Origin of the sequence: Pseudomonas sp. TH43, assembly GCF_016650635.1 — a bacterium.
Classification (GTDB): domain Bacteria; phylum Pseudomonadota; class Gammaproteobacteria; order Pseudomonadales; family Pseudomonadaceae; genus Aquipseudomonas.
The window spans coordinates 262,068-283,439 of the sequence record NZ_JAEKFI010000004.1 but is presented as its reverse complement, the minus strand read 5'-3'; the positions used below and the strand labels follow the sequence as shown (position 1 = coordinate 283,439).

Sequence of the window (21,372 nt, the reverse complement as noted above, 5' to 3'; positions counted from 1 at the left end):
ATCCTGCTTCGGTAGATGAATGGACAGGCGCGGGGGTGCGCAAAGCTGCGACATAATGCAAATCTTTCGCATTATGTGTAAAGGGTTGTGGCTGGAAATATTTCTTATTTACGCAGATCGAAAGATCGCAGCCTCCGGCAGCTTCTACAGGGAACGCAGAAGCTTCCAGAGGCTGCGATCTTTTGATTTTTAAAGAATGGCCGCGTTACTGCGCTGTGCCTGCTTGAGGTAGGCGGTCAACTCACGCGCCGGCAGCGGTTTGCTGTAGTGGTAACCCTGACCTTCATGACAGCCTTCGGAGATGATGTAAGTCTCCTGCTCGGCGGTTTCCACGCCTTCGGCAATCACCTGCATGCCAAGGCTCTTGCCCAGTTGAATGATTGCCCGAACGATGGTCGCGTCGTCGTCGTCATCGAGCAGATCCTGGACGAAGCTCTTGTCGATCTTGATCTTGTCCAGCGGCAGGCTTTTCAGATAACTCAGCGATGAATAGCCGGTGCCGAAGTCGTCGATGGCAATCAGCGCGCCGGAGCGACGCAGGCTCAGCAAGTGCTGGGCGGCGGTGCTGATGTCTTCCATCAGGCCGGTTTCGGTGACTTCCAGCTCCAGGCTGCGCGGTGGCAGGCGATACATCTGCAACAGATTGTTGACCACTCGCGGCAGCTCGGCGTGGTGCAGTTGCACGGTCGACAGGTTGACCGCCATGCGCAGGTCGACGAAGCCTTGATCGTGCCAGTCGCGCAGCTGTTTGCAGGCCTGATCAAGCACCCATTCGCCGATGGCGATGATCGTACCGTTCTGCTCGGCCAGCGGAATGAACAGGTCCGGCGGCACCAGACCGTGCTCCGGGTGTTGCCAGCGAATCAGCGCTTCGACGCCGACCACGCGGTGATCGCGATAGCTGATCTGCGGCTGGTAGACGAGGTAGAACTGATCGCGCAGCAAGGCATCGCGCAGGTCTTTTTCCAGTTCGCGACGGCGGCGCATCTCGCTGTCGACGCTGGCGATATAGAACTGATAGCGGTTGCGCGAGCGGGTCTTGGCCAGCGTCATGGTCTGCTCGGCTTTCTGCAGCAGCTTTTCAGTGCTGTCGCCGTCCTCCGGAAACAGGGTGATGCCGATGGTCGCGCGCAGGCGGATTTCCTGATGATCGAGGGCAAACGCCGCTTCCAGGTCATCGAGAATGCTTTGTGCCAGTTCGGCGGCTTCGTACGGCTGCTCGATGTCCGCCTGCACCAGCGCAAACTGGTCGCCACCCAGACGGGCGAGGGCGCCGAGGCGGCCGCTGTGGGCACGCAGGCGATCGGCCAAGGCCAGCAATAACTGGTCGCCGGTCTGGTAACTGAACTGCTCGTTGATGCCTTTGAAATCGTCCAGCCCGACGCACAAGACCGCGACCCGGCGCTGTAACTTGCCGGCATCGACCAGAATCTTGTCCAGTTGCTGCTGCAATTGCTGGCGGTTCGGCAGGCCGGTGAGGAAATCGTACTGGGCCATGCGCAGCAGGCTGTTTTCCGCTTCGTGGCGCAGATGGGTATTGCGCTCGATGGATTCGAGCAACTGGTTGGCCGTGTTGATCCATAGACCGAGCTCGTTCTTTTCGTGGCCCTTGAGCTGGGGGATTTTGTGTTCGCTGGGGCGGTCCGGGTTGATTTCGGTCAGGTGCTCGATGATCCGCGACAGCGGTTTGGTCAGCAGCCAGTGATAAACCAGGTACAACACCAGACCCATGGCCAGGGCCCGCAGAACGCCGGAAATGAAGATGATTACCGAGCTGACGATAAAACCTTCGCCATAAGTCGCGGTGTCGAGGGTGATGCTCAGGTCGCCGTAATACTCGCTGTACGGGCCACGGCCCACCAGTTGCGTGGTGAACGTGCGCTCCTGGCCGAGGATCAGGTCGGTCAGCCAGCGGCTGTTGGAATGCTGCAAGTCGCGGGATTTTTGCGCGAGCATGGCTTCGTTGGGGTGGCCAATGGAGGCCTGGCGCACGGCGTCGTCCTGGAACAGGCCTTCGATCACCTGCATGCCCATCTCGCGATCCAGGCTGTAGACCGCCTGGGTGGAGGGATCGCGGAACATGTCGAGGATCCGTTCGGCGTCGTTGGCAACGGCCTGACGGGTTTTGTAGGCATCGAAAACAATCTGCGCGCAGCTCAAGACCACGCCGACGATCAATGCCGACAGGAGCACGACCCGGAGCAACTTCACCGACAAGCTGTTCTTGAGTTCCAGCTTCAAAGGGTTATTCCTTGTTCCGTGCGGGTAGCATCAAGTTGCCATGAGTATTGGCAATCCCGAGTTGGCAGTCAAAGGGACAATCAGGCCCAGGATCATTTGCCTTTAGCCTTGGCCAAAATGCTGCTGTCTGGAGTATTAGCCCTAATTGTACTGTGTCGGTAGTTTTGGCCCTCAACTTGAGCGGCGCGGAACAATTTTCCCAATGTTTTGATGTTAGCCCTCCGTAGCAAGGCAGCAAGCGGCTTGAAGCTGCATTTTCTGTGGGAGTAACGCCATCCCGATGTAGGAGCTGCCGTAGGCTGCGATCTTTTGCTTTTGATCGTTCCCACGCTCAGCGTGGGAATGCCTCAAGGGACGCTCTGCGTCCAGTGACGCGGAGCGTTCACGGTATGCATTCCCACGCAGGAGCGTGGGAACGATCATCAAAAAATCGCAGGCATAAAAAAACCCGGCAATGCCGGGTTTTTTGACTGGCGCGTAGCTTAAGCGGTGAAGGTTTTGCCTTCGAACTGCTCAGCAACAAACTTCCAGTTGACCAGGTTCCAGAACGCTTCGACATACTTCGGACGAACGTTGCGGTAGTCTATGTAGTAAGCGTGTTCCCAGACGTCGCAGGTCAGCAGCGGGGTGTCGCCGCTGGTCAGCGGGTTGCCGGCGCCGATGGTGCTGGCCAGAGCCAGGGAGCCGTCAGCCTTTTTCACCAGCCAGCCCCAGCCGGAACCGAAGGTGCCGATCGAGGTTTTGCTGAACTCTTCCTTGAACTTGTCGAACGAACCGAAGGCTGCGTTGATGGCTTCAGCCAGCGCGCCGGTAGGTTGACCGCCGGCGTTTGGCGCCAGGCAGTTCCAGTAGAAAGTGTGGTTCCAGACCTGAGCGGCGTTGTTGAAGATGCCACCCGAAGAAGTCTTGACGATTTCTTCCAGGGTCTTGCCTTCGAACTCGGTGCCTGGCACCAGGTTGTTCAGGTTCACGACGTAGGTGTTGTGGTGCTTGTCGTGGTGAAATTCCAGGGTTTCCTTGGAAATGTGCGGCTGCAGGGCATCGTGTGCGTAAGGCAGCGGCGGCAATTCGAAAGCCATGATGATTCTCCTAATCAGGTCTGTTGCGGTGAGCGCAAGGCCGATCACGGGCGGCCAGAAATGCACCGGCGAGTTTTTACTCTTTGCGGCGCAGGGTTCGGATCATAGCACCGGGGTTGCGGCTTAACCACGCAACAACTGTGTGGGATAGAGGTTCCAGAGCCGTTTGGAATAAATCAACTCGCGATAATAAGTTGTCCCGCTACGGTAAACATCATCAGCGCGACCACCAGATCGAGAATCCGCCAGGTACTCGGGCGAGCCAGCCAGGGCGCCAGCCATGCCGCGCCCAGCGCCAGAGTGAAAAACCACAACAGCGAAGCGCTCGCAGCGCCCACCACATACGCGCCCGGCACCGATTGTTGCGCGCCCAGCGAGCCGATCAGCAGCACGGTGTCCAGATAAACGTGCGGGTTAAGCAGAGTCACCGCCAAGGCACTGAGCATCACGGCACGCAAAGAGCGCACGGTCTGGTTTTCACCCTGATCCAGACTCTGTTTCGAGAATGCTCGGCGCAGCGCCTGGCTGCCGTACCAGATCAGAAACACTGCACCACCCCAGCGAGCCACCGCCAGCAGTGTCGGGTTATGCGCCAGCACCGTTGCAAGGCCGAACACTCCGGCGGCTACCAGCAGTGCATCACAGACCACGCACAGCGCGGCAACCGGCAGGTGATGCTCGCGACGCAGGCTCTGCGCCAACACAAAAGCGTTTTGCGTACCGATCGCCATGATCAGCCCGAACGCCACCAGCAGGCCGTTCACATAGCTTTGCCACATAAGGTTTACTCCGCGTTGGCTGCGAGATCGAGCAGCACATGCATGGCGCGTTCGGCGTCGGCCTGACCGACAAACAGATGATCGTGGTAGTAACCGGCAATCACGTTGCAGCTGATCCCGGCCTTGCCCAGTGCGCTGGCGAATGCCGCAGTGAGGCCGACCGCATCCAGCGCCGAATGCACGTTGAGGGTGATCCAAGCAGCGACGTAATCGAAACTGAAACCGGCCTGTTCGGCGTGGGAACGTTCGAGAATCACCGTCAGACCTTCCTGCTCGCGGAAGCTGCCGACAATCTCCAGCCCGCTCGGCATCTGACCGTCGTGCAAGGTGCAGAACACGTATTCGCCGGCATTGAGTTGCGGGCTCATGCTGCGCAACAGGGTCGTGAGTGAAGTTTCGCCAGCCATGAAGGTATTCCTGAACAGAGAGGGTGCTTGCTGGCTATTCTCCGGTTGAACGCTGTATAAGAAAAACCAATAGTGCTGATCGCTCATTAGGAAAACTGATGTTCGACTACAAATTGCTTTCCGCTCTGGCCGCCGTGGTCGAGCAGGCCGGATTCGAACGCGCCGCGCAGGTGCTGGGCTTGTCGCAGTCGGCGATTTCGCAGCGGATCAAACTGCTCGAAGCGCGGGTCGGCCAACCGGTGCTGGTGCGCGGCACGCCACCGTCGCCCACTGAAATCGGCCGGCGTCTGCTCAACCATGTGCAGCAGGTACGTCTGCTTGAGCGTGACTTGCAGACCCTGGTGCCGGCATTGGACGAAGAGGGTGTGCCGGAGCGCCTGCGCATCGCGTTGAACGCCGACAGCCTGGCCACGTGGTGGGCGCAAGCGGTGGGGGATTTCTGCGCCGAACAGCATTTGTTGCTCGATCTGATCGTCGAAGACCAGACCGTGGGCCTTAAACGCATGCGCGCCGGTGAAGTGGCCGCATGCCTATGCGCCAGTGAACGGCCGGTGGCCGGCGCGCGCAGTATGTTGCTCGGCGCGATGCGTTATCGCGCGCTGGCCAGCCCGGCGTTCATCGCGCGGCATTTCCCCGATGGCGTGCGCGCCGAGCAACTGCCGCGCACGCCGGCGCTGGTGTTCGGCCCGGACGACTTTCTGCAGCATCGTTACCTGGCGTCGCTCGGCGTCGATGGCGGTTTCGAGCACCATTTATGCCCGTCTTCCGAAGGTTTTATCCGCCTGACCGAAGCCGGCCTGGGCTGGGGCCTGGTACCGGAACTGCAAGTGCGCGAGCAATTACAGCGCGGTGAGTTATGCGAGCTGTTGCCAGATAAACCGATCGATGTGCCGCTGTACTGGCATCATTGGCGCAATGGCGGTCAGTTGCTGGGCTTGCTGACCGAGCAACTGGTGCGTTCTTCGGCGCAATGGCTGGTGCCCTGGAAGCAGCTGTGAGCGTCAAGCTGCAGGCGGCAAGTCAAGCGCTGTGCGCCGTTTTAAACTTGCAGCTAGAAGCTTGACGCTAGTAGCTGCTTTTTGTTGGAGCTATACATGAAAATTCTGGTCACCGGCGCAAGCGGCTTCATTGGCGGACGCTTTGCGCGTTTCGCTCTGGAGCAGGGCCTGGACGTGCGGGTCAATGGTCGCCGGGCCGAGAGCGTTGAGCATCTGGTGCGCCGTGGCGCTGAATTCGTCCCCGGCGATCTGACGGACCCGGACCTGGTGCGCGAACTCTGCAGCGACGTTGAAGCCGTGGTGCATTGCGCTGGCGCCGTCGGGCTGTGGGGTCGTTATCAGGACTTTCATCAGGGCAACGTGCAAGTCACCGAAAATGTCGTCGAAGCCTGTTTGAAGCAACGCGTGCGGCGGCTGGTACATCTGTCGTCGCCGTCGATCTATTTCGATGGCCGCGACCACCTCAACCTGACCGAAGAACAAGTGCCAAAACGCTTCAAGCATCACTACGCGGCGACCAAGTATCTGGCCGAGCAGAAGGTCTTCGGTGCGCAGGAATTCGGTCTCGAAACCATTGCGCTGCGCCCGCGTTTCGTCACCGGTGCCGGCGACATGAGCATCTTCCCGCGGCTGCTCAACATGCAGCGCAAGGGGCGGCTGGCGATCATCGGCAATGGCCTGAACAAGGTCGATTTCACCAGCGTGCAGAACCTCAACGAAGCCATGCTCAGCAGTCTGCTGGCCGCCGGTTCCGCGCTGGGCAAGGCCTACAACATCAGCAACGGCGCGCCGGTGCCGCTGTGGGATGTGGTCAATTACGTGATGCGCAAGATGGAAGTCCCACAGGTCACCAAGTACCGTTCCTACGGACTGGCCTACAGCGTCGCGGCGCTCAACGAAGGCGCGTGCAAACTCTGGCCCGGGCGCCCGGAGCCGACGCTGTCGCGCTTGGGCATGCAAGTGATGAAGAAAAATTTCACCCTCGATATCAGTCGCGCCCGGCATTATCTGGACTACGATCCGAAAGTCAGCCTCTGGTCGGCGCTGGATGAGTTCTGCAGCTGGTGGAAAGCTCAGGACATTCGTTGAAACGAATCGGCCGGCCGGCAATGAACCGCACCGCAGGTTGAGGGTCAATCCCTGCGGCTGTGGGGTTTATACTTCGCGCCAATCTGCCATCACCGCGTTCCACAAAGGTTGCCTCAATGTCCATGCGTAATGATGCCCACGACGATTTCGACGATGTCCCGAGCCTGCGTGCCGACACCTTCGACGACGATGACATTCCGACCACCGCCCGCACCTCCGTGCACTCGCGCACACCGCCTGTGGTCAAGGTCAAGGCAGCGAGCACCGGGCCATTGTGGGCGCTGGTCGGTGCCTTGTTTTTTGCCTTCATCGGCCTTGCCTGGTGGAGCTTTCAGCAGATTTCGCTGATGGAGCAGCAACTGGTTGCGACCCAGGAAAGTTTCGCGCGCATCAGCGAAGAAGCAGCGGGGCGCTTGCAGGACATTTCCGGCAAGGTCGTCGCCAGTCAGACCAACGTCAGCAGTGACAGCGAAGCCTTGAAGCTGCAGATCAAACAACTGGAAGGCAAGCTGCTGGATCAGAGCAAACAGCAGCAGGGCGTCGCCGGTCAGGCCAGTGATCTCGACAAGCGTCTGGCGCAGATGACGGCGCAGACCACCGAACAGCAGAACGCCAATAACCAGTTGCAGGCGCAGGTCAAAGCCTTGAGCGCGGAGTTGGCGGCGGTGAAAAGCACGTCGGGCGACACCAGCAAGGTCGACGCTCAGCTCAAGGGCTTCGATGCGCAGTTCAAGAGCCTCGGCGCCGATATCGCCGCGTTGAAGAAACAGGGCAACCCGAGCGCGGCGATTGATCGTCTGGAACAGGACATCGTCGTCCTGAAAAGTCAGCAGGACAATCGTCCGGCGGCCCCGCAGGGCGGTGGCAATACGGCTGAGTTCGATGCGTTCCGCGGGCAGATGACCCGCAACATCAACACGCTTCAGGCGCAGATCCAGAACTTGCAGCAGCAGATCAATTCGCGCCCATAAACGCCGATCTGTCACCGAGTGCGCCATCGTGGTGAGGGGATTTATCCCCGTTGGAGTGCGAAGCGCTCCCCAGCATATCTACAGTGCTACCGAGTACTCAGGTTTTGGGGGCTGCTTCGCAACCCAACGGGGATAAATCCCCTCACCACAGGAAAGCGACTAGCCACAGGGTTCTGCAATCCCCTGCATCATTCTGAATATCCATACATCCGCGCATCCCGTCTACGCTCTTGAAACACCAACAAGAACGAGGGATGCGTCATGGGGTTTTTGCACAAAATAGCCTGGCTTGGCGTGATGTTATTGGCCGGTTTCGGTCAGGCCAGCGCCGCCACAACAACCAAAGATGACAGCCAGGCCGCCATTGCCTTGCTGGAAAAAGCGCTGGCCTACTACCACGACAATGGCGACAAGGCGTTCGCCGCGTTCAGTCGCCAGGGCGAGTTCGTCGATAAGGATCGCTACGTGTTCGTGGTCGATACCAAAGGCGTGATGCTCGCCAGCGGCGGGCCTTCATCAGCGTTGATCGGCCGCGACGTCACTGAAGTGCTCGGGCCGGACTTGCAGAAAGCGTTCAAGGAAGCGCTGCTGGTGCCCGAAGGCAATGGCATTCAGCAAGCCGAGTACCGCTGGCAGAACCAGGCGGACGGCAAGGTCGAGCGCAAGCATGTGTTCTACCAACGCATCGGTCAGCGAATTCTGGCGGTCGGTTATTACCTGCCGCGCGCCTCCGCTGAACAAGCCAAAGCCCTGCTGGACAAAGCAGCGACCGATCTGACCAAGGATGAAAAGGCCACGCTGACCGCGATCAACTCGCTCAAGGGCGGGTATTTGCAGGATGATCTGTACGTGTTCGTGGTCGATCTGGACACCCAGCGCTACGTCGCCCATGGCACCAATTTGCGTTTGATCAACACCGACTTCGGCAAGGTCAAGGACCCGGAGGGCAAACCGGTGGGCGAGCCGATTCTGGCGCTGATCGCCAAGCAGGACGCCGGTGAATACGAGTACCGCTGGAAGAACCCGGTGACCGGCAAGATCGAGGATAAACATGCCTACCTGAAGAAGGTCGGGCATTTCCTGGTGGCGGTGGGTTACTACAGCCCTTGAAGATCAAAAGATCGCAGCCTGCGGCAGCTCCTGCATGACTGTTCCCCTGTAGATACCGTCTTGCCCCTCATCGGGCAAGTGCAAATTTCGGGTCAAATGGTTGGCCCGATTTTAGAACGGCGTAAACGAAATGCAGCAGCTTGCGCATCGCTGCACAGATGATCTGCTTGGGAGCCTTGCCGTTGGCCTTCAGGCGATCCTTCATGGCGATTATCGCTTCGTTGTGCTTCAGCGCCACCAAGCCTGGCATGTACAGACCAGCCCGAACCCGTGCCGAGCCGATCTTCGAAATCACAGTTCGCCCCTTGAGCACCCCTGAGTCCTGAAGCTTTGGGTTCAACCCAGCGGCAGCGACCAGTTTGCGAGGATCGTCATATTTGCGCAGGTCGCCCAGTTCGGCCAGCAGCCGTTCAAGCGTTTTCTGTCCGATGCCGTCGATGGTGACGATCAAGTCACGCATCTGGCGCATGTCCGGGTCATCGTCGATGTGTTTTTTGATCGCCTTGTGCGTTTCAGCGATCTCTTTTTCGATGTGGCGCAGCACAGAGTTGATCGAGTCTTTGACCTTCTCGTCGGACACATCCAGTCGATTGAGCTCCATTCGCTCCATCTCCTGAAGGTCGTCCAACCGCCGCACCATCGCCTTTAGCTGGCGATACTTCAACGGCTCCGGCGCCCACAGTTGAAGCTTCTCAGCCTTTTCCCGAGCAAAGTCAGCGATCAGTTTGGCGTCGCTTTTGTCGGTTTTGATCCGGCGTAACTCGCTGCCGGCGTAAGCGCTGGTCGTGGACGGATTTACAACACAGACCCGGTAGCCCCTGTTGTAAACAAACTCGGCAAGTTCCAGGTGATACACGCTGGTGGCTTCCATCACGATCAGGGACGAAGGCTCGACCTGCTTGTTCAGCCAAGCTTCAAACTCTTTGAAACCCTTCGGGTCGTTGGCCAGTTTGGCTTTGGTTTTGTGTTTACCGTTTGGCAGGTGAGTGGCGATATCAAAGGTGTTTTTAGCGATATCGACGCCGACGAAATTGGACATGACTGTCTCTCCATTGATCCGTTTTCGATCATCACTGCACTCTGTCCAACCTTGCGAATGCGGGCTCTCGCCAAAGACGGGCCCAAGATACCGTTCGAACTATATGAGTGAGTGTGGAGGGCAGGAGCACGATCTACATCACAGGCAAAAAGCCTAAGGAGCTGCACGGCTTCCAAGTCCCTCCCTCGATGATCAGTCGAGAACTATCGCTCCTGACGGAGCGATAGTCGAGATACAAGGAGCTGCCGCAGGCTGCGATCTTTTGCGGTTTTATTTGGCGCCGTGTTCACGCCCGCGCAGCAGGCTGTTGGGCATCGCAATCGCGGCCGCCAGCCCGAGCAACGACACCGCCGCACTGACCCATAGCAGATGCCGGAACGTTACCGCGAGTTCCGCACGCAAGGCGTTCTGCGCATCCCCCGGTGCCGCGTTCAAACCATCAAGCAAAACGTTGCCCGAATGCCCCTCGCTCATCAGCGAACTGCTCGCCAAGTGAGCAAAACTCGAATCCTGCAACAACGCCAGCAACAGCGCCGACATCAACGCGACACCGACCGCACCGCCCAGCGAGCGGAACAGGTTGGTGGTGCTGGTGGCCACGCCGATGTCGCGCTGCTCCACCGAATTCTGCGTACCAACCAATGAGGTCGGAAACTGCATGCCGCTGGAGATGCCGCTGAGCAACATGAACAACCCGCTGACCAGCGTCGCCTCCGGTGGGCTGAACGCCATGCCGAGAATCGAAATCGGCATCAGCATCGCACCGGTCAGAATCTGCGGCTTGTAGCGCCCGGTGATCGAGGTGCGGCGGCCCGCGAAAAAGGCGCCGATCGGCAACCCGATCGCCAACGGCAGCAAGTGCAGTGCCGCACTGTCGGCGCCGCCACCGGTGACACTCTGAAAGCGCAGCGGCATCAGCACGATCAACGAAATCGCCTGGAAACTGGTGAAGAAAATCGTGCACCAGCACAGCAAGGCGTTGCGGTTGGCGAACAGGTGCATCGGCAGCAACGGCTCGCGCGCGCGGCGTTCATGCCAGACAAACACCGCCAGCACTGCGACAGCGCCGGCCAGCAGACCGAGCACTTCACCGCTGCGCCAGGAATGGCCCTGACCGACCTGCGTGATGCCGAGCAACAACGCCGTCAGGCCGATGATCATCAGTACGGTGCCGAGGTAATCGATGATCGGTTTACGATTGGGAATCGGCAGCCCGCGCAAATTGCGCTGGGCGACCCACCAGGCGCCAAGACCCAGCGGCAGGTTGATCAGAAACACCCAGCGCCACGACAGATATTCCGTCATGTAGCCGCCGAGCACCGGGCCGGCGACGCTGGCCATCGCATACATGCTGCTGAAATAACCCTGGTAGCGACCCCGTTCGCGCGGCGGCACGATATCGCCGATGATCGCTTGGCTGACGGAAATCATCCCGCCTGCGCCGATGCCCTGAACGATTCGCGCCAGCACCAGTTGTTCCATGTTCTGCGCCATGCCACAGAACAGTGAGGCCAGGGTGAACAGGCCCATGCCGAACAGCATCAATTTGCGTCGCCCGTACAGATCACCGAGTTTGCCGTAGATCGGCACCGCCACGGTCATCGCCACCATGTACCCGGAAATCACCCAGGCCAGCAGGCTGACATCTTTGAACTGTGCGGAGATGGCCGGCATCGACACGGCGACGATGGTCTGATCCAGCGCGCCAAGAAAGATCGCCATCATCAGCGCGACCAGCACGCTGCGAATGGCCGGTTTGGGCGTTTCGGGGTGATTGAGATTGGTCACGGGCAAGCCTGCGGGCAGTGATTGACCCGCACAGCCAGGGCGCGCGGGTAGGTGCTCGCCAGTGTAAGTCGGTAGCAGGCTATTCGATAGCCTCATAAGGAAGTCCGACGTAATTTTCTGCAATGGTTTTTCGGCCCGCTTCTGAACTGACGAAGTAGTCCAGTTCGGAGGCGCTGATGCGCTGGCTGAAATCATCCTGATCGTCGAAGCGATGCAGCATTGACGTCATCCACCAGGAAAAGCGCTCGGCTTTCCAGACTCGGCGCAGGCAGATCTCGGAGTATTTCTCCAACAGATCGGTGCGGCCGTCGCGATAGGTCTTCAACAGAATATTGAACAATGTGCTGACGTCACTGGCCGCCAGATTCAGGCCCTTGGCGCCGGTGGGCGGGACGATGTGGGCGGCGTCGCCGACGAGAAACATGCGCCCGTACTGCATCGGTTCGACGACAAAGCTGCGCAGCGGCGCGATGCTTTTTTCGATGGAAGGGCCGGTCACCAGTTTTTCTGCGAGCTGCGCAGGCAAGCGGCTTCTCAGTTCATCCCAGAAACGCTGATCACTCCAGGCGTCGACGTTTTCATCTGCCGGCACCTGTAAATAGTAACGCGTGCGCGTCGCTGAACGCATGCTGCACAAGGCAAAACCACGTGCATGACGGGCGTAGACCAACTCCTCATGCACCGGCGGCGTGTCGGCGAGAATCCCTAACCAGCCAAACGGATAAACCCGCTCGAATACCTTCAGACAGTCCGCCGGAATCGACTGCCGCGCCACACCGTGGAAGCCATCGCAACCGGCGATGTAATCGCAATCGACGCGCCAGGTTTCGCCGTCCTTTTCGAAGGTGACAAAAGCTTCGTCGCTTTTCATGCCGTGAGGAACGACATCACTCGCTTGATAAATAGTCACTGCACCGGCCTCCCGACGAGCGGCCATCAGGTCGCGAGTGACCTCTGTCTGGCCGTAGATCATCACGCTCTTGCCGCCGGTCAATGCGTGCAGATCGATGTGTACCTGACGCCCGTCGAGGGCCAGATCGAAGCCGCCGTGAACCAGACCTTCGGTGTCCATGCGCTGACTCACGCCAGCCTGACGCAACAGCTCTACCATGCCTTGTTCAAGCACCCCGGCGCGGATGCGGCCGAGCACATAATCGGGCGTCTGGCGTTCGAGGATGAGGGTGTCGATGCCGGCGTTGTGCAGCAACTGACCGAGGAGCAAACCGGAGGGGCCGGCGCCAATGATGGCGACTTGGGTTTTCAGCGTTTTCATTGTTTTTATGACTCGCAAGCTTCACGCGGCAAATGCCGGCGAATGTTTTTTATGGATCGAGTGCTTGCATTTTTCCCTTGCGGGTCTGTCAATTGAAGGTGAAAACTGAGCCGATACCTGTACATTCTGCCAATCGGTGCGATTATCGCCCGCAACCTTCGAGGCCTGGATGAAGTGATGAACAAGCCCGAGCTGCCTTCCATTCCGGTGTTCAAGCTTTACGGTGAAAGCCTGGACTGGCCGACCCCTGACTTGCTGCACTGTGAAACCATTTCCTCACGCAGTCGCGAACATCAATGGGAAATCAAACCCCACCGTCACGCCGATTTATGCCAGCTGCTCTTCGTCCTCAAAGGTCAGGCAGAGCTTGAGATTGAAGGTCAGCGCACACAACTCCAGACCCCCGCTATTCAAGTCCTGCCACCGTTATCGGTGCATGGCTTTCGCTTTTCCGAAGACGTCGAAGGATTTGTCGTCACGCTCGCAACGCCACTGATCAACCACTTGCAGGCGCAACTGGGCGATGCGGTGCATGCGCTCGCCAGAGCCGAAAGCTATCCGGCAGGCCATGACGGCGATTACCTGAACAGTCTTTTTTCAGCGTTGCAGGCTGAGTACAACGGCCATCAACCGGCGCGGGAAATGCTCATGCACTCGCTGGTCAGCGTGATCATGGTCTGGGTCAGTCGGCAGGCCATCGTGCGCCATAACGCCAGCCAACGGCCGCAACGTCAGCGCGAATACCTCAACGGTTTCATTCAATTGGTGGAGGAGACTTACCGCCAGCATGTGAAGGTCGAGGATCTGGCCCATCGGCTGGGGATTTCGGTCTCGCACCTCAACGGCACGTGCCGTGAACTGGCCGGGCAACCGGCGTTACAGATCATGCACGAGCGTCAGTTGCTCGAAGCCAAGCGTTTGCTGACGTACACCAGCATGACCATTTACGAGATGTCGGAATTGCTGGGGTTTTCCGATCCGACCAACTTCACGCGCCTGTTTCGGCGTCGGGTGGGGATCTCGCCAAAGGCGTTCCGCGATCGTCTGAAGACCGAGCAGTAACCTCAAATCACCGCTGAGCCCTGCAAGTCAACGCAGGGCATTCAGCGTGGCGTTGTGCGGAATGCAGCGCTCGAAGTTACAGCTCGCGTATTCACGCGGCAGTTGTCGCAGTTGCTCGACCCGCCAGGCAGCGGTGCCGTACAGCGCCAGCGTGGCGGCGCAGGTGATGAAAATCGCGAAGTACCTTCTTGTTTTGATGTTCATGGCGTTCACCTCTGAACGAAATACCCTGCGGTATTACTTTCAGCATAGGCCAGCGCCGGGGAGTTGCCAGCGAGTACGCCTGAGGATGTACCCCGCCATTCAGAACATTGATGAACCCTTGCAGGAGCAGAGCTTGCTCGCGAAGGCGGTGTGTCATTCAGAGCATGTGCTGACCGACCCGCCGCCTTCGCGAGCAAGCTCTGCTCCTACAGAAGGCAGGGTGTTTACAGATCTGCGTTCCACTCCGGGTTCGCGAGCAAGCTCTGCTCCTACAGAAGGCGGGGGGGTTATAGATCTGCGTCCCACTCCGGGTTTTCGGGGAATCGAAGTACCAGAAAATCCAGCATGCTGCGTAACGCCGCCGGCATGTGTTTGCGTGAGGCGTACACCGCGTAGATGTTCATCTGCCGTGGCTCGGCATCCGGCAGTAATCGAATCAACTCTCCCGAATGGATATGCACACCGGCCTGATAGGTCGGCAGCATGGCCACCCCTGCGCCGGCCAACGTTGCGCGCAATAACGTACTGGCTTCGTTAGCGCTGATATTGCCCTGCACCGGCACTGATACCGGCTCGCCGTCCTCTTCGAAATGCCAAAGGCTCTTGCCGAAATACGAGTGAGTCAGGCAGTTATGCCGGCTCAGTTCCTCAACCCGTTGCGGCGCGGGATGTTCATCGAGATAGGCCGGCGAAGCGCAGACGACCGAGCGGCAAACGGTCAGACGCCGGGCGATCAGGTTTGGATCGAGGTCATTGCTGGTGCGGATCGCCAGATCGATCCGTTCATCCACCAGATTCACCGTGCGATCAAGCATCTGCAGGTCGATGCTCACGCCGGGGTAGCGCTTGACGTACGCCGCCATCGCATCGGCCAGTTGCGCTTGACCGAACGAAGTGCTGACGCTGATCCGCAGCAATCCGCGCGGTGCATCGTGGGGTTCGCTGACGGCGGCCTGCATGTCGCTGGACAGTTCGATCATCTGCCGACAGCGCGGGAGGATTTCACTGCCGGCGGCAGTCAGGCTCAACTTGCGCGTAGTGCGGTGCATCAGACGTGCGCCGACCCAGTCTTCGAGCTCCGCCAGATAGCGCGAAACCACTGGCCGTGACAGGTCGAGGTGATCGGCGGCGGCCGATTGACTGCCCAGGTCCACCACGGTGACAAACACCCGCATTGCTTGGAGACGATCCATGATTTGCCCGCTTTCAGAAACAAACTATGTCCAAGCATCGCATTTTTTGTACTGAGTCAGGCAACTAAGCTCTGTCCCATCGCCAAACACGGCAAACGGACACCGGAGCAACCCATGATCGGCTTCACCACCCTCAAACGCGTTCTACTCGCCACCGCCTCCCTCGGATTCGCCGCGCATGCGGCCGCTGCCAACCTGACGCTCGATGTCTACAACCCAGGTACCAACGCGATTTTTCCGGTGACGTCGGTACTGGTCAGCGGTAAGAAGGACGCGATTCTCGTCGACGCGCAATTCGGTAAATCGCAGGCTGAGCAGGTGGTGCAAAAGATCCGCGCCAGCGGCAAACAATTGACCACCATCTACATCAGTCACGGTGATCCGGATTACTACTTCGGCCTCGACACGCTGACCAAAGCTTTCCCCGACGCCAAGGTGCTCGCCTCGCAGCCGACCGTCGATCACATCAACAAAACCGTTGCCGGAAAACTGGCTTTCTGGGGCCCGAAAATGGGCGCCGACGTACCGGCGAAAACCATTGTGCCGGGCGTGCTCAAGGGCGACAGCCTGATGCTGGAAGGGCAGAAGTTGCAGGTGGTCGGGCTTGAAGGCAAGCAGCCGGATCGCAGCTTCGTGTGGATTCCATCGCTCAAGGCTGTGGTCGGTGGCGTGGTAGTTGCCGAGAACATTCACGTGTGGATGGCCGACACCCAGAGCGCGCAGTCCCACGCCGACTGGCTGGAGACCTTGCATTCGATTGAAACCTTGAAGCCGACAACCGTGGTGCCGGGTCACTACCTCGGTGACAGCAGCCGCTCGTTGGCCAGCGTAAAATTCACCGCCGACTACATTAAAGCTTTCGACGAGGAAACCGCGAAGGCCAAGGATTCTGCTGCGCTGATCGCGGCGATGAAAAAGCGCTACCCGAAGCTGGGTGAAGAGAGCTCGCTGGAACTGAGCGCGAAAGTCGCCAAGGGTGAAATGAAGTGGTAATCCGCCGTTTCTAATGATGGGGAAGCGCTGTTGTGACTCGCTAAATCCCCTCGCCACAAAGTTTCCTCAGCACAGGGAAATATCTTCACTCAATAGATTTGTGCCTCATTTGAAACACTCAAGCCAACTGGAGAACGTCATGAGCAAGATCGCAATCATTGGTGCCACCGGCCGTGCCGGTAGCCAGCTGCTGGAAGAAGCCCTGCGTCGCGGCCATAGCGTTACCGCTATCGCTCGCGATACCTCGAAGCTCGCCGCCCGTGCCGGTGTGGTCAGCAAGAATGTCGACGTGCTGGATTCGGCAGCGCTGCAAGATGCGGTGGCCGGTCACGACGTGGTGATCACCGCCGCACATTTCGCCACTGTTCCGGCGAGCGCAATCGTCGGGCCGGTGAAGCAGGCCGGGGTGAAGCGCTTGTTGGTGGTCGGCGGTGCGGGTTCGCTATTGCTGCCGGACGACACGCGAGTGATCGACAGCGCGGGTTTCCCGGCCGAGTACAAAACCGAGGCCAGCGCCGGTGCTGCGTTTCTTGATGCATTGCGTCAGGAGAAGGATCTGGACTGGACCTTCCTCTCGCCATCGGCGGAATTCGTTGAAGGTGAGCGCACGGGCAAATTCCGCGTCGGCAAGGACCATTTGCTGGTGAGCGCCGAGGGCCGTAGCTGGATCACCTTTGCCGACTATGCGATTGCGCTGATCGACGAAGTGGAAACACCCAAGCACTCGCGCCAACGCTACACCGTCGGCTACTGATGCACCCCCTGTAGGAGCTGCCGCGGGCTGCGATCTTTTGATTTTGTCTTTAAAAGCAAAATCAAAACATCGCAGCCTGCGGCAGCTCCTACTGGGGCATTTGTGTTCAGCGGGTGTGGGCTTGTTCTACCAGCCAGATCATCAGCTCTTCGAGCGGTGGCGACGGCTCGACTGCTGGCGGTAAAACCAGGTAATACGCCAACCCTGTCTTCACCTTCAAATCAAACGGCATCACCAGCCGCCCCGCGCGCAAGTCATCGCCAATCAACGACCAATCGCCAATGGCGACTCCCGTCCCGTGCGACGCCATCGACATCGCCTGATCTAGCGTTTCGAAATGCTGGCCGCTGCTGATGTTGTTCAACTGCAGCTCGGCAGCGTTCAGCCACACCGACCAGTCCTGAATATCGTGAGTCGGGTGCAATAACAGATGCTGTTGCAGGTCCGCGGGCGTATTCAGCGTTGGCGTACCTTTGAGCAGCAGCGGCGAACACACCGGCGTCAATTGCTCATCAAACAGGTGCAATGCCCCCGGTGCGTTGTCCGGCGGCGGGCCGTAGATCACCGCCGCGTCGAACTGCTCGCGCTGGAAATCGACACCGTGTTGTAACGACGCCGTGAGTTTGACCGGCACGTCGGGGCGTTCCTTTTGCCATTGCAGCAAACGCGGTAACAGCCAGCGCATCACGCAGCTCGGTGCCTTGAGTTGCAGGGTTTCACGCTTGAGACCGATCTGCTCGGTCGCTTCGCTGATCAGAGCGAAGACCTGCTGCACTCGCGGCAGCCACTCACGACCTTCGGCCGTCAGCGCCAGACCTCGCGCCAGACGAATGAACAACGGATAACCGAGATGCTCCTCCAGCCCGGCGATCTGGCGGCTCACCGCACCTTGAGTGATGTGCAGTTGCTCGGCAGCGCGGGTGAAGTTGCAGCACTGCGCGGTAATCCAGAACGTGTGCAGAGCGGGTAGGGGAGGCAGGCGCTTCATGTGGATCCAAGGTATGACGTGAGGACATGGCTAGTATGACTTTTAATCGATTGTTGCGGCTACCTGGCAACCGTTCAATGAACCCATGAAGGGCTTTTAAGTAGGAGTGAGCCTGCTCGCGATGGCGTCATCACATCCAGCATTCGCAGTGACTGATCTACCGCTATCGCGAGCAGGCTCACTCCTACACAAAGCCTTGTGTCTTCAATGAATATGCAAGGGCAATCGACATGGCGACGTGTGGCGAAGTACTGGTCAAGTTACTTGAAGGTTATGGGGTCGAGCAGGTGTTCGGCATTCCTGGCGTACATACCGTGGAGCTGTATCGCGGGCTGGCCCGTTCGAGCATTCGTCATGTCACGCCCCGGCATGAGCAGGGCGCCGGTTTCATGGCCGACGGTTACGCGCGCACCAGCGGTAAACCGGGCGTGTGCTTCATCATCACCGGCCCGGGGATGACCAACATCACCACCGCCATGGGCCAGGCCTACGCCGATTCGATCCCGATGCTGGTGATTTCCAGCGTGCAGTCGCGCAGTCAGTTGGGCGGCGGTCGCGGCAAGCTGCATGAATTGCCGAACCAGAGTGCGTTGGTTGGCGGTGTCGCAGCGTTTTCTCACACGCTGATGTCGGCGGCTGAATTGCCGGCGGTGTTGGCTCGCGCGTTTGCGCTGTTCCAGGCCGGCCGTCCGCGTCCGGTGCACATCGAAATTCCGTTGGACGTGTTGGTCGAAAACGCCGATGAGTTGCTCGCCAGTGTCCCGGTCAACATTGACCGCGCCGGTGCTGCACCGAGTGCCGTCAAACGCATGAGCGAGCTGCTGGCCGAGGCCAAACGTCCACTGATTCTGGCGGGCGGCGGTGCCATCGACGCAGCGCCGGAATTGACCCGACTTGCCGAGCTGCTCGACGCGCCGGTGGCGCTGACCATCAATGCCAAAGGCATGCTGCCGGGCAACCATCCGCTGCTGATCGGCTCGACCCAGACACTGGTCGCAACCCGCGCGCTGGTCGCTGATGCCGACGTGGTGCTGGCCATCGGCACCGAACTGGCCGAGACCGATTACGACGTGACCTTCGCCGGCGGTTTCGAGATTCCCGGCAAACTGCTGCGCATCGATATCGACGCCGACCAGACCGTGCGCAACTACCCGCCGCACCTGGCGCTGGTGGCCGATGCACGCAACGCTGCACAAGCCTTGCTGAACACGCTGTCCCAGGAAAAACTCAATGAGCGCAGCAGCGATTGGGGTCAGGCCCGCGCCGGCAAATTGCGCGCTGAACTGGCCGCGAGCTGGGACGTACCGACCCTCGCGCAAACCCGTTTCCTCGACACCGTGCTCGATGAACTGCCGAACGCGGTGTTCGTCGGCGACTCCACGCAACCGGTGTACACCGGCAACCTGACCTTCAACCCCGATCACCCGCGTCGCTGGTTCAACGCCTCGACCGGTTACGGCACCCTCGGTTACGCCTTGCCCGCTGCGATTGGCGCCTGGCTCGGTGGCCAACTCGACAAAGGCGCGCGCCCGCCGGTGGTGTGCCTGATCGGCGACGGCGGCTTGCAATTCACCCTCCCGGAACTGGCCAGCGCCGTCGAAGCGCGGGTACCGGTGATCGTCCTGCTGTGGAATAACCAGGGCTACGAAGAAATCAAAAAGTACATGGTCAACCGCGCCATCGAACCGGTCGGCGTCGACATCTACACCCCGGATTTTGTCGCTGTGGCCAAGGGCCTCGGTTGCGCGGCCGAAGCCATCAGCAGCATCGAACAACTGCGCAGCGCCTTGCGTTGTGCAACCGATCGGCAGGGCCCGACCCTGATTGAAATCGACCAGACCCAATGGATGAAGGCGGTGGCGCAATGATCAATTTCCCAACCACACTCGATGGCCTCTACATCAACGGCCAATGGTCTGCCGGTCGCGAGCATCTGCGCGTGATCAACCCGGCCACCGAAGCGCTGCTGACCACCGTCAATGGCGGTGACGAGCAAGCGGTCGACCAAGCCATCGCGGCTGCCAGCGAGGCGTTCAAGCGCTGGTCGCAAACCACGGGCGCTGAGCGCGGCGCGATCCTGCGCAACATCGCCAACGGCGTGCGCGACGGTCGCGAGCATTTGATGAAGTTGCAGTCGAGCAACAACGGCAAACCGCAATTCGAAGCGGCTATCGACGTCGACGATGTCATCGCCACGTTCGAGTATTACGCCGAACTCGCTGAAGGCCTCGACGCGAAACAGGACAGCAACGTGCCGCTGCCCAGCGATGATTTCAGCGCACGCCTTCGCCGTGAGCCGTGCGGTGTGGTCGGGCTGATCGTGCCGTGGAATTTCCCCATGGTCACCACCGCGTGGAAACTGGCGCCAGCGCTGGCGGCGGGTTGCTGCGTGGTGCTCAAGCCTTCGGAAGTCACGCCGCTGCCGGAGCTGGAACTGGCGGCGATCATCGCTGAATCGGGTCTGCCCAATGGCGTGTTCAATCTGGTTTGCGGCACGGGGCTGGCGGTGGGTGCGCCGTTGTCGGCGGACCCGCGTGTCGCCAGGATTTCCTTTACCGGCAGCAACGCAGTCGGCGTGCAGGTGATGCAGCGCGCGGCGGAAACGGTGAAGGGCGTGAGCCTGGAACTGGGCGGCAAATCCTCGCTGCTGGTGCTGGCGGATGCGGACATCGATTTGGCGGTTGAGCTGGCCTGCGGCGGCGCCTTTTTCAACGCCGGGCAGATGTGCTCGGCCACCAGTCGTGTGTTGGTTGCTGATGAGCTGGAAGAGGAGTTTCTGCGTCGGCTACAGAAGCGTGCGCAGGCCATTCGTGTCGCCGATCCGTTCGATGCTGACGTGGAAATGGGCGCGCTGGTCAATCAGGCGCAGTACCAGCGAGTGCTCGGGCACATTGACCGTGGACTGAGTGCCGGTGCGCGATTGATCTGCGGCGGCAATCGCCCGACAGATCTGCCACGCGGCTACTTCTTGCAGCCGACGGTGTTCACCGACGTGCCGCTGGACAGTGCGCTGTGGTGTGAAGAGATTTTCGGCCCGGTGGTTTGCGTGCGCAGTTTCAGCAGTGAGGCCAAGGCGATTGTGCTGGCCAATGACACGCCGTTTGGTTTGGTGGCGAGTGTGGTGACGGCTGATGCTGTAGCGGCGGATCGTGTGGCCAATGCGTTACAGGCGGGGCTGGTGTGGGTCAATGCACCGCAAGTGATTTTCCCGCAGGCGGCGTGGGGCGGGTACAAGCAGAGCAGCATTGGCCGCGAACTGGGGCCTTGGGGGTTGGCAGCGTTTCAGGAGATCAAGCATGTGATCCGGGCGGTCTGATCACAGAGATGTATGGGCTGGACTGGCCTCATCGCGAGCAAGCTATGCTCCTACGGGAATTTATGTTGTTCACATAACTTTGTAGGAG

19 protein-coding genes are annotated in these 21,372 nt (G+C 59.6%); 9 read left to right on the top strand and 10 right to left on the bottom strand.

Annotated elements, in window-relative coordinates; translation table 11 throughout:
• Positions 1-189: 189 nt before the first annotated feature.
• The 4 genes from JFT81_RS17585 to JFT81_RS17570 form a co-directional block, all read right to left on the bottom strand.
• The gene (locus JFT81_RS17585; protein WP_201228309.1) at positions 190-2,241 is read right to left on the bottom strand and encodes a bifunctional diguanylate cyclase/phosphodiesterase; all 2,052 of its coding nucleotides are present in this window, start codon (positions 2,239-2,241) and stop codon (positions 190-192) included.
• Between the two features lie 482 nt (positions 2,242-2,723).
• Complete coding sequence (locus JFT81_RS17580; RefSeq protein WP_042560704.1) at positions 2,724-3,320, bottom strand: Fe-Mn family superoxide dismutase; 597 nt, start codon at positions 3,318-3,320, stop codon at positions 2,724-2,726.
• 176 nt (positions 3,321-3,496) lie between these two features.
• Positions 3,497-4,099, bottom strand: coding sequence for a LysE/ArgO family amino acid transporter (locus JFT81_RS17575; protein WP_201228308.1), 603 nt, complete (start codon positions 4,097-4,099; stop codon positions 3,497-3,499).
• 5 nt (positions 4,100-4,104) lie between these two features.
• The gene (locus JFT81_RS17570) at positions 4,105-4,506 is read right to left on the bottom strand and encodes an ACT domain-containing protein (RefSeq protein ID WP_201228307.1); all 402 of its coding nucleotides are present in this window, start codon (positions 4,504-4,506) and stop codon (positions 4,105-4,107) included.
• A 98-nt stretch (positions 4,507-4,604) separates the two neighbouring features.
• Between JFT81_RS17570 and JFT81_RS17565 the strand changes: the two genes are divergently transcribed.
• From JFT81_RS17565 to JFT81_RS17550, 4 genes are all read left to right on the top strand, one after another.
• Positions 4,605-5,504, top strand: coding sequence for a LysR family transcriptional regulator ArgP (locus JFT81_RS17565; protein WP_201228306.1), 900 nt, complete (start codon positions 4,605-4,607; stop codon positions 5,502-5,504).
• 96 nt (positions 5,505-5,600) lie between these two features.
• Positions 5,601-6,593, top strand: a complete 993-nt coding sequence (locus JFT81_RS17560) for an NAD(P)-dependent oxidoreductase (RefSeq protein ID WP_201228305.1) — start codon at positions 5,601-5,603, stop codon at positions 6,591-6,593.
• Between the two features lie 116 nt (positions 6,594-6,709).
• Positions 6,710-7,564 carry an ATPase gene (locus JFT81_RS17555; RefSeq protein WP_201228304.1) on the top strand — a complete coding sequence of 285 codons (855 nt, stop codon included), beginning with the start codon at positions 6,710-6,712 and terminating at the stop codon, positions 7,562-7,564.
• A gap of 261 nt (positions 7,565-7,825) precedes the next feature.
• Positions 7,826-8,674 carry a cache domain-containing protein gene (locus tag JFT81_RS17550; protein ID WP_201228303.1) on the top strand — a complete coding sequence of 283 codons (849 nt, stop codon included), beginning with the start codon at positions 7,826-7,828 and terminating at the stop codon, positions 8,672-8,674.
• Positions 8,675-8,741: 67 nt separating this feature from the next.
• Here JFT81_RS17550 and JFT81_RS17545 read toward each other — a convergent pair whose 3' ends face one another.
• From JFT81_RS17545 to pobA, 3 genes are all read right to left on the bottom strand, one after another.
• Positions 8,742-9,713: an IS110 family transposase gene (locus JFT81_RS17545; RefSeq protein WP_201228302.1), complete on the bottom strand. Its 972-nt coding sequence runs from the start codon at positions 9,711-9,713 to the stop codon at positions 8,742-8,744.
• A gap of 270 nt (positions 9,714-9,983) precedes the next feature.
• On the bottom strand, positions 9,984-11,501 hold the full coding sequence (locus tag JFT81_RS17540) for an MDR family MFS transporter (RefSeq protein WP_201228301.1): 1,518 nt from the start codon (positions 11,499-11,501) through the stop codon (positions 9,984-9,986).
• 79 nt (positions 11,502-11,580) lie between these two features.
• Positions 11,581-12,774, bottom strand: coding sequence for a 4-hydroxybenzoate 3-monooxygenase (gene pobA / locus JFT81_RS17535; protein WP_201228300.1), 1,194 nt, complete (start codon positions 12,772-12,774; stop codon positions 11,581-11,583).
• A gap of 177 nt (positions 12,775-12,951) precedes the next feature.
• Between pobA and JFT81_RS17530 the strand changes: the two genes are divergently transcribed.
• A complete protein-coding gene (locus tag JFT81_RS17530; protein WP_201228299.1) occupies positions 12,952-13,836 on the top strand; it encodes a helix-turn-helix domain-containing protein in 885 nt (294 codons plus the stop codon).
• Between the two features lie 27 nt (positions 13,837-13,863).
• Here the strand turns inward: JFT81_RS17530 and JFT81_RS17525 are convergent, their stop codons facing one another.
• Both JFT81_RS17525 and JFT81_RS17520 read right to left on the bottom strand, forming a co-directional pair.
• Positions 13,864-14,040, bottom strand: a complete 177-nt coding sequence (locus JFT81_RS17525) for a hypothetical protein (RefSeq protein ID WP_008085463.1) — start codon at positions 14,038-14,040, stop codon at positions 13,864-13,866.
• A 287-nt stretch (positions 14,041-14,327) separates the two neighbouring features.
• The gene (locus JFT81_RS17520) at positions 14,328-15,233 is read right to left on the bottom strand and encodes a LysR family transcriptional regulator (protein WP_207199909.1); all 906 of its coding nucleotides are present in this window, start codon (positions 15,231-15,233) and stop codon (positions 14,328-14,330) included.
• A gap of 114 nt (positions 15,234-15,347) precedes the next feature.
• Here JFT81_RS17520 and JFT81_RS17515 point away from each other — a divergent pair, with 114 nt between their 5' ends.
• Both JFT81_RS17515 and JFT81_RS17510 read left to right on the top strand, forming a co-directional pair.
• Entirely contained in the window at positions 15,348-16,226 is an 879-nt protein-coding gene (locus JFT81_RS17515; protein WP_201228298.1) for an MBL fold metallo-hydrolase, read from the top strand.
• A gap of 139 nt (positions 16,227-16,365) precedes the next feature.
• Complete coding sequence (locus tag JFT81_RS17510; RefSeq protein ID WP_201228297.1) at positions 16,366-16,980, top strand: NAD(P)-dependent oxidoreductase; 615 nt, start codon at positions 16,366-16,368, stop codon at positions 16,978-16,980.
• Between the two features lie 106 nt (positions 16,981-17,086).
• Here JFT81_RS17510 and JFT81_RS17505 read toward each other — a convergent pair whose 3' ends face one another.
• Entirely contained in the window at positions 17,087-17,968 is an 882-nt protein-coding gene (locus tag JFT81_RS17505; RefSeq protein WP_201228296.1) for a LysR substrate-binding domain-containing protein, read from the bottom strand.
• Positions 17,969-18,198: 230 nt separating this feature from the next.
• Here JFT81_RS17505 and JFT81_RS17500 point away from each other — a divergent pair, with 230 nt between their 5' ends.
• Positions 18,199-19,836: a 5-guanidino-2-oxopentanoate decarboxylase gene (locus JFT81_RS17500; RefSeq protein ID WP_201228295.1), complete on the top strand. Its 1,638-nt coding sequence runs from the start codon at positions 18,199-18,201 to the stop codon at positions 19,834-19,836.
• Entirely contained in the window at positions 19,836-21,284 is a 1,449-nt protein-coding gene (locus tag JFT81_RS17495) for an aldehyde dehydrogenase family protein (RefSeq protein ID WP_201230576.1), read from the top strand. Before JFT81_RS17500 ends, JFT81_RS17495 begins: the two co-directional genes overlap by 1 nt.
• Positions 21,285-21,372 lie beyond the last annotated feature (88 nt).

Bases quoted from the DNA above. Each gene is read 5' to 3' on its own strand.
- JFT81_RS17530 (WP_201228299.1), top strand. From the start codon at position 12,952: ATGAACAAGCCCGAGCTGCCTTCCATTCCGGTGTTCAAGCTTTACGGT.
- JFT81_RS17500 (WP_201228295.1), top strand. From the start codon at position 18,199: ATGGCGACGTGTGGCGAAGTACTGGTCAAGTTACTTGAAGGTTATGGG.
- JFT81_RS17510 (WP_201228297.1), top strand. From the start codon at position 16,366: ATGAGCAAGATCGCAATCATTGGTGCCACCGGCCGTGCCGGTAGCCAG.
- JFT81_RS17560 (WP_201228305.1), top strand. From the start codon at position 5,601: ATGAAAATTCTGGTCACCGGCGCAAGCGGCTTCATTGGCGGACGCTTT.
- pobA (WP_201228300.1), bottom strand. From the start codon at position 12,774: ATGAAAACGCTGAAAACCCAAGTCGCCATCATTGGCGCCGGCCCCTCC.
- JFT81_RS17525 (WP_008085463.1), bottom strand. From the start codon at position 14,040: ATGAACATCAAAACAAGAAGGTACTTCGCGATTTTCATCACCTGCGCC.
- JFT81_RS17505 (WP_201228296.1), bottom strand. From the start codon at position 17,968: ATGAAGCGCCTGCCTCCCCTACCCGCTCTGCACACGTTCTGGATTACC.
- JFT81_RS17545 (WP_201228302.1), bottom strand. From the start codon at position 9,713: ATGTCCAATTTCGTCGGCGTCGATATCGCTAAAAACACCTTTGATATC.
- JFT81_RS17575 (WP_201228308.1), bottom strand. From the start codon at position 4,099: ATGTGGCAAAGCTATGTGAACGGCCTGCTGGTGGCGTTCGGGCTGATC.
- JFT81_RS17565 (WP_201228306.1), top strand. From the start codon at position 4,605: ATGTTCGACTACAAATTGCTTTCCGCTCTGGCCGCCGTGGTCGAGCAG.
- JFT81_RS17515 (WP_201228298.1), top strand. From the start codon at position 15,348: ATGATCGGCTTCACCACCCTCAAACGCGTTCTACTCGCCACCGCCTCC.
- JFT81_RS17520 (WP_207199909.1), bottom strand. From the start codon at position 15,233: ATGGATCGTCTCCAAGCAATGCGGGTGTTTGTCACCGTGGTGGACCTG.
- JFT81_RS17550 (WP_201228303.1), top strand. From the start codon at position 7,826: ATGGGGTTTTTGCACAAAATAGCCTGGCTTGGCGTGATGTTATTGGCC.
- JFT81_RS17580 (WP_042560704.1), bottom strand. From the start codon at position 3,320: ATGGCTTTCGAATTGCCGCCGCTGCCTTACGCACACGATGCCCTGCAG.
- JFT81_RS17570 (WP_201228307.1), bottom strand. From the start codon at position 4,506: ATGGCTGGCGAAACTTCACTCACGACCCTGTTGCGCAGCATGAGCCCG.
- JFT81_RS17555 (WP_201228304.1), top strand. From the start codon at position 6,710: ATGTCCATGCGTAATGATGCCCACGACGATTTCGACGATGTCCCGAGC.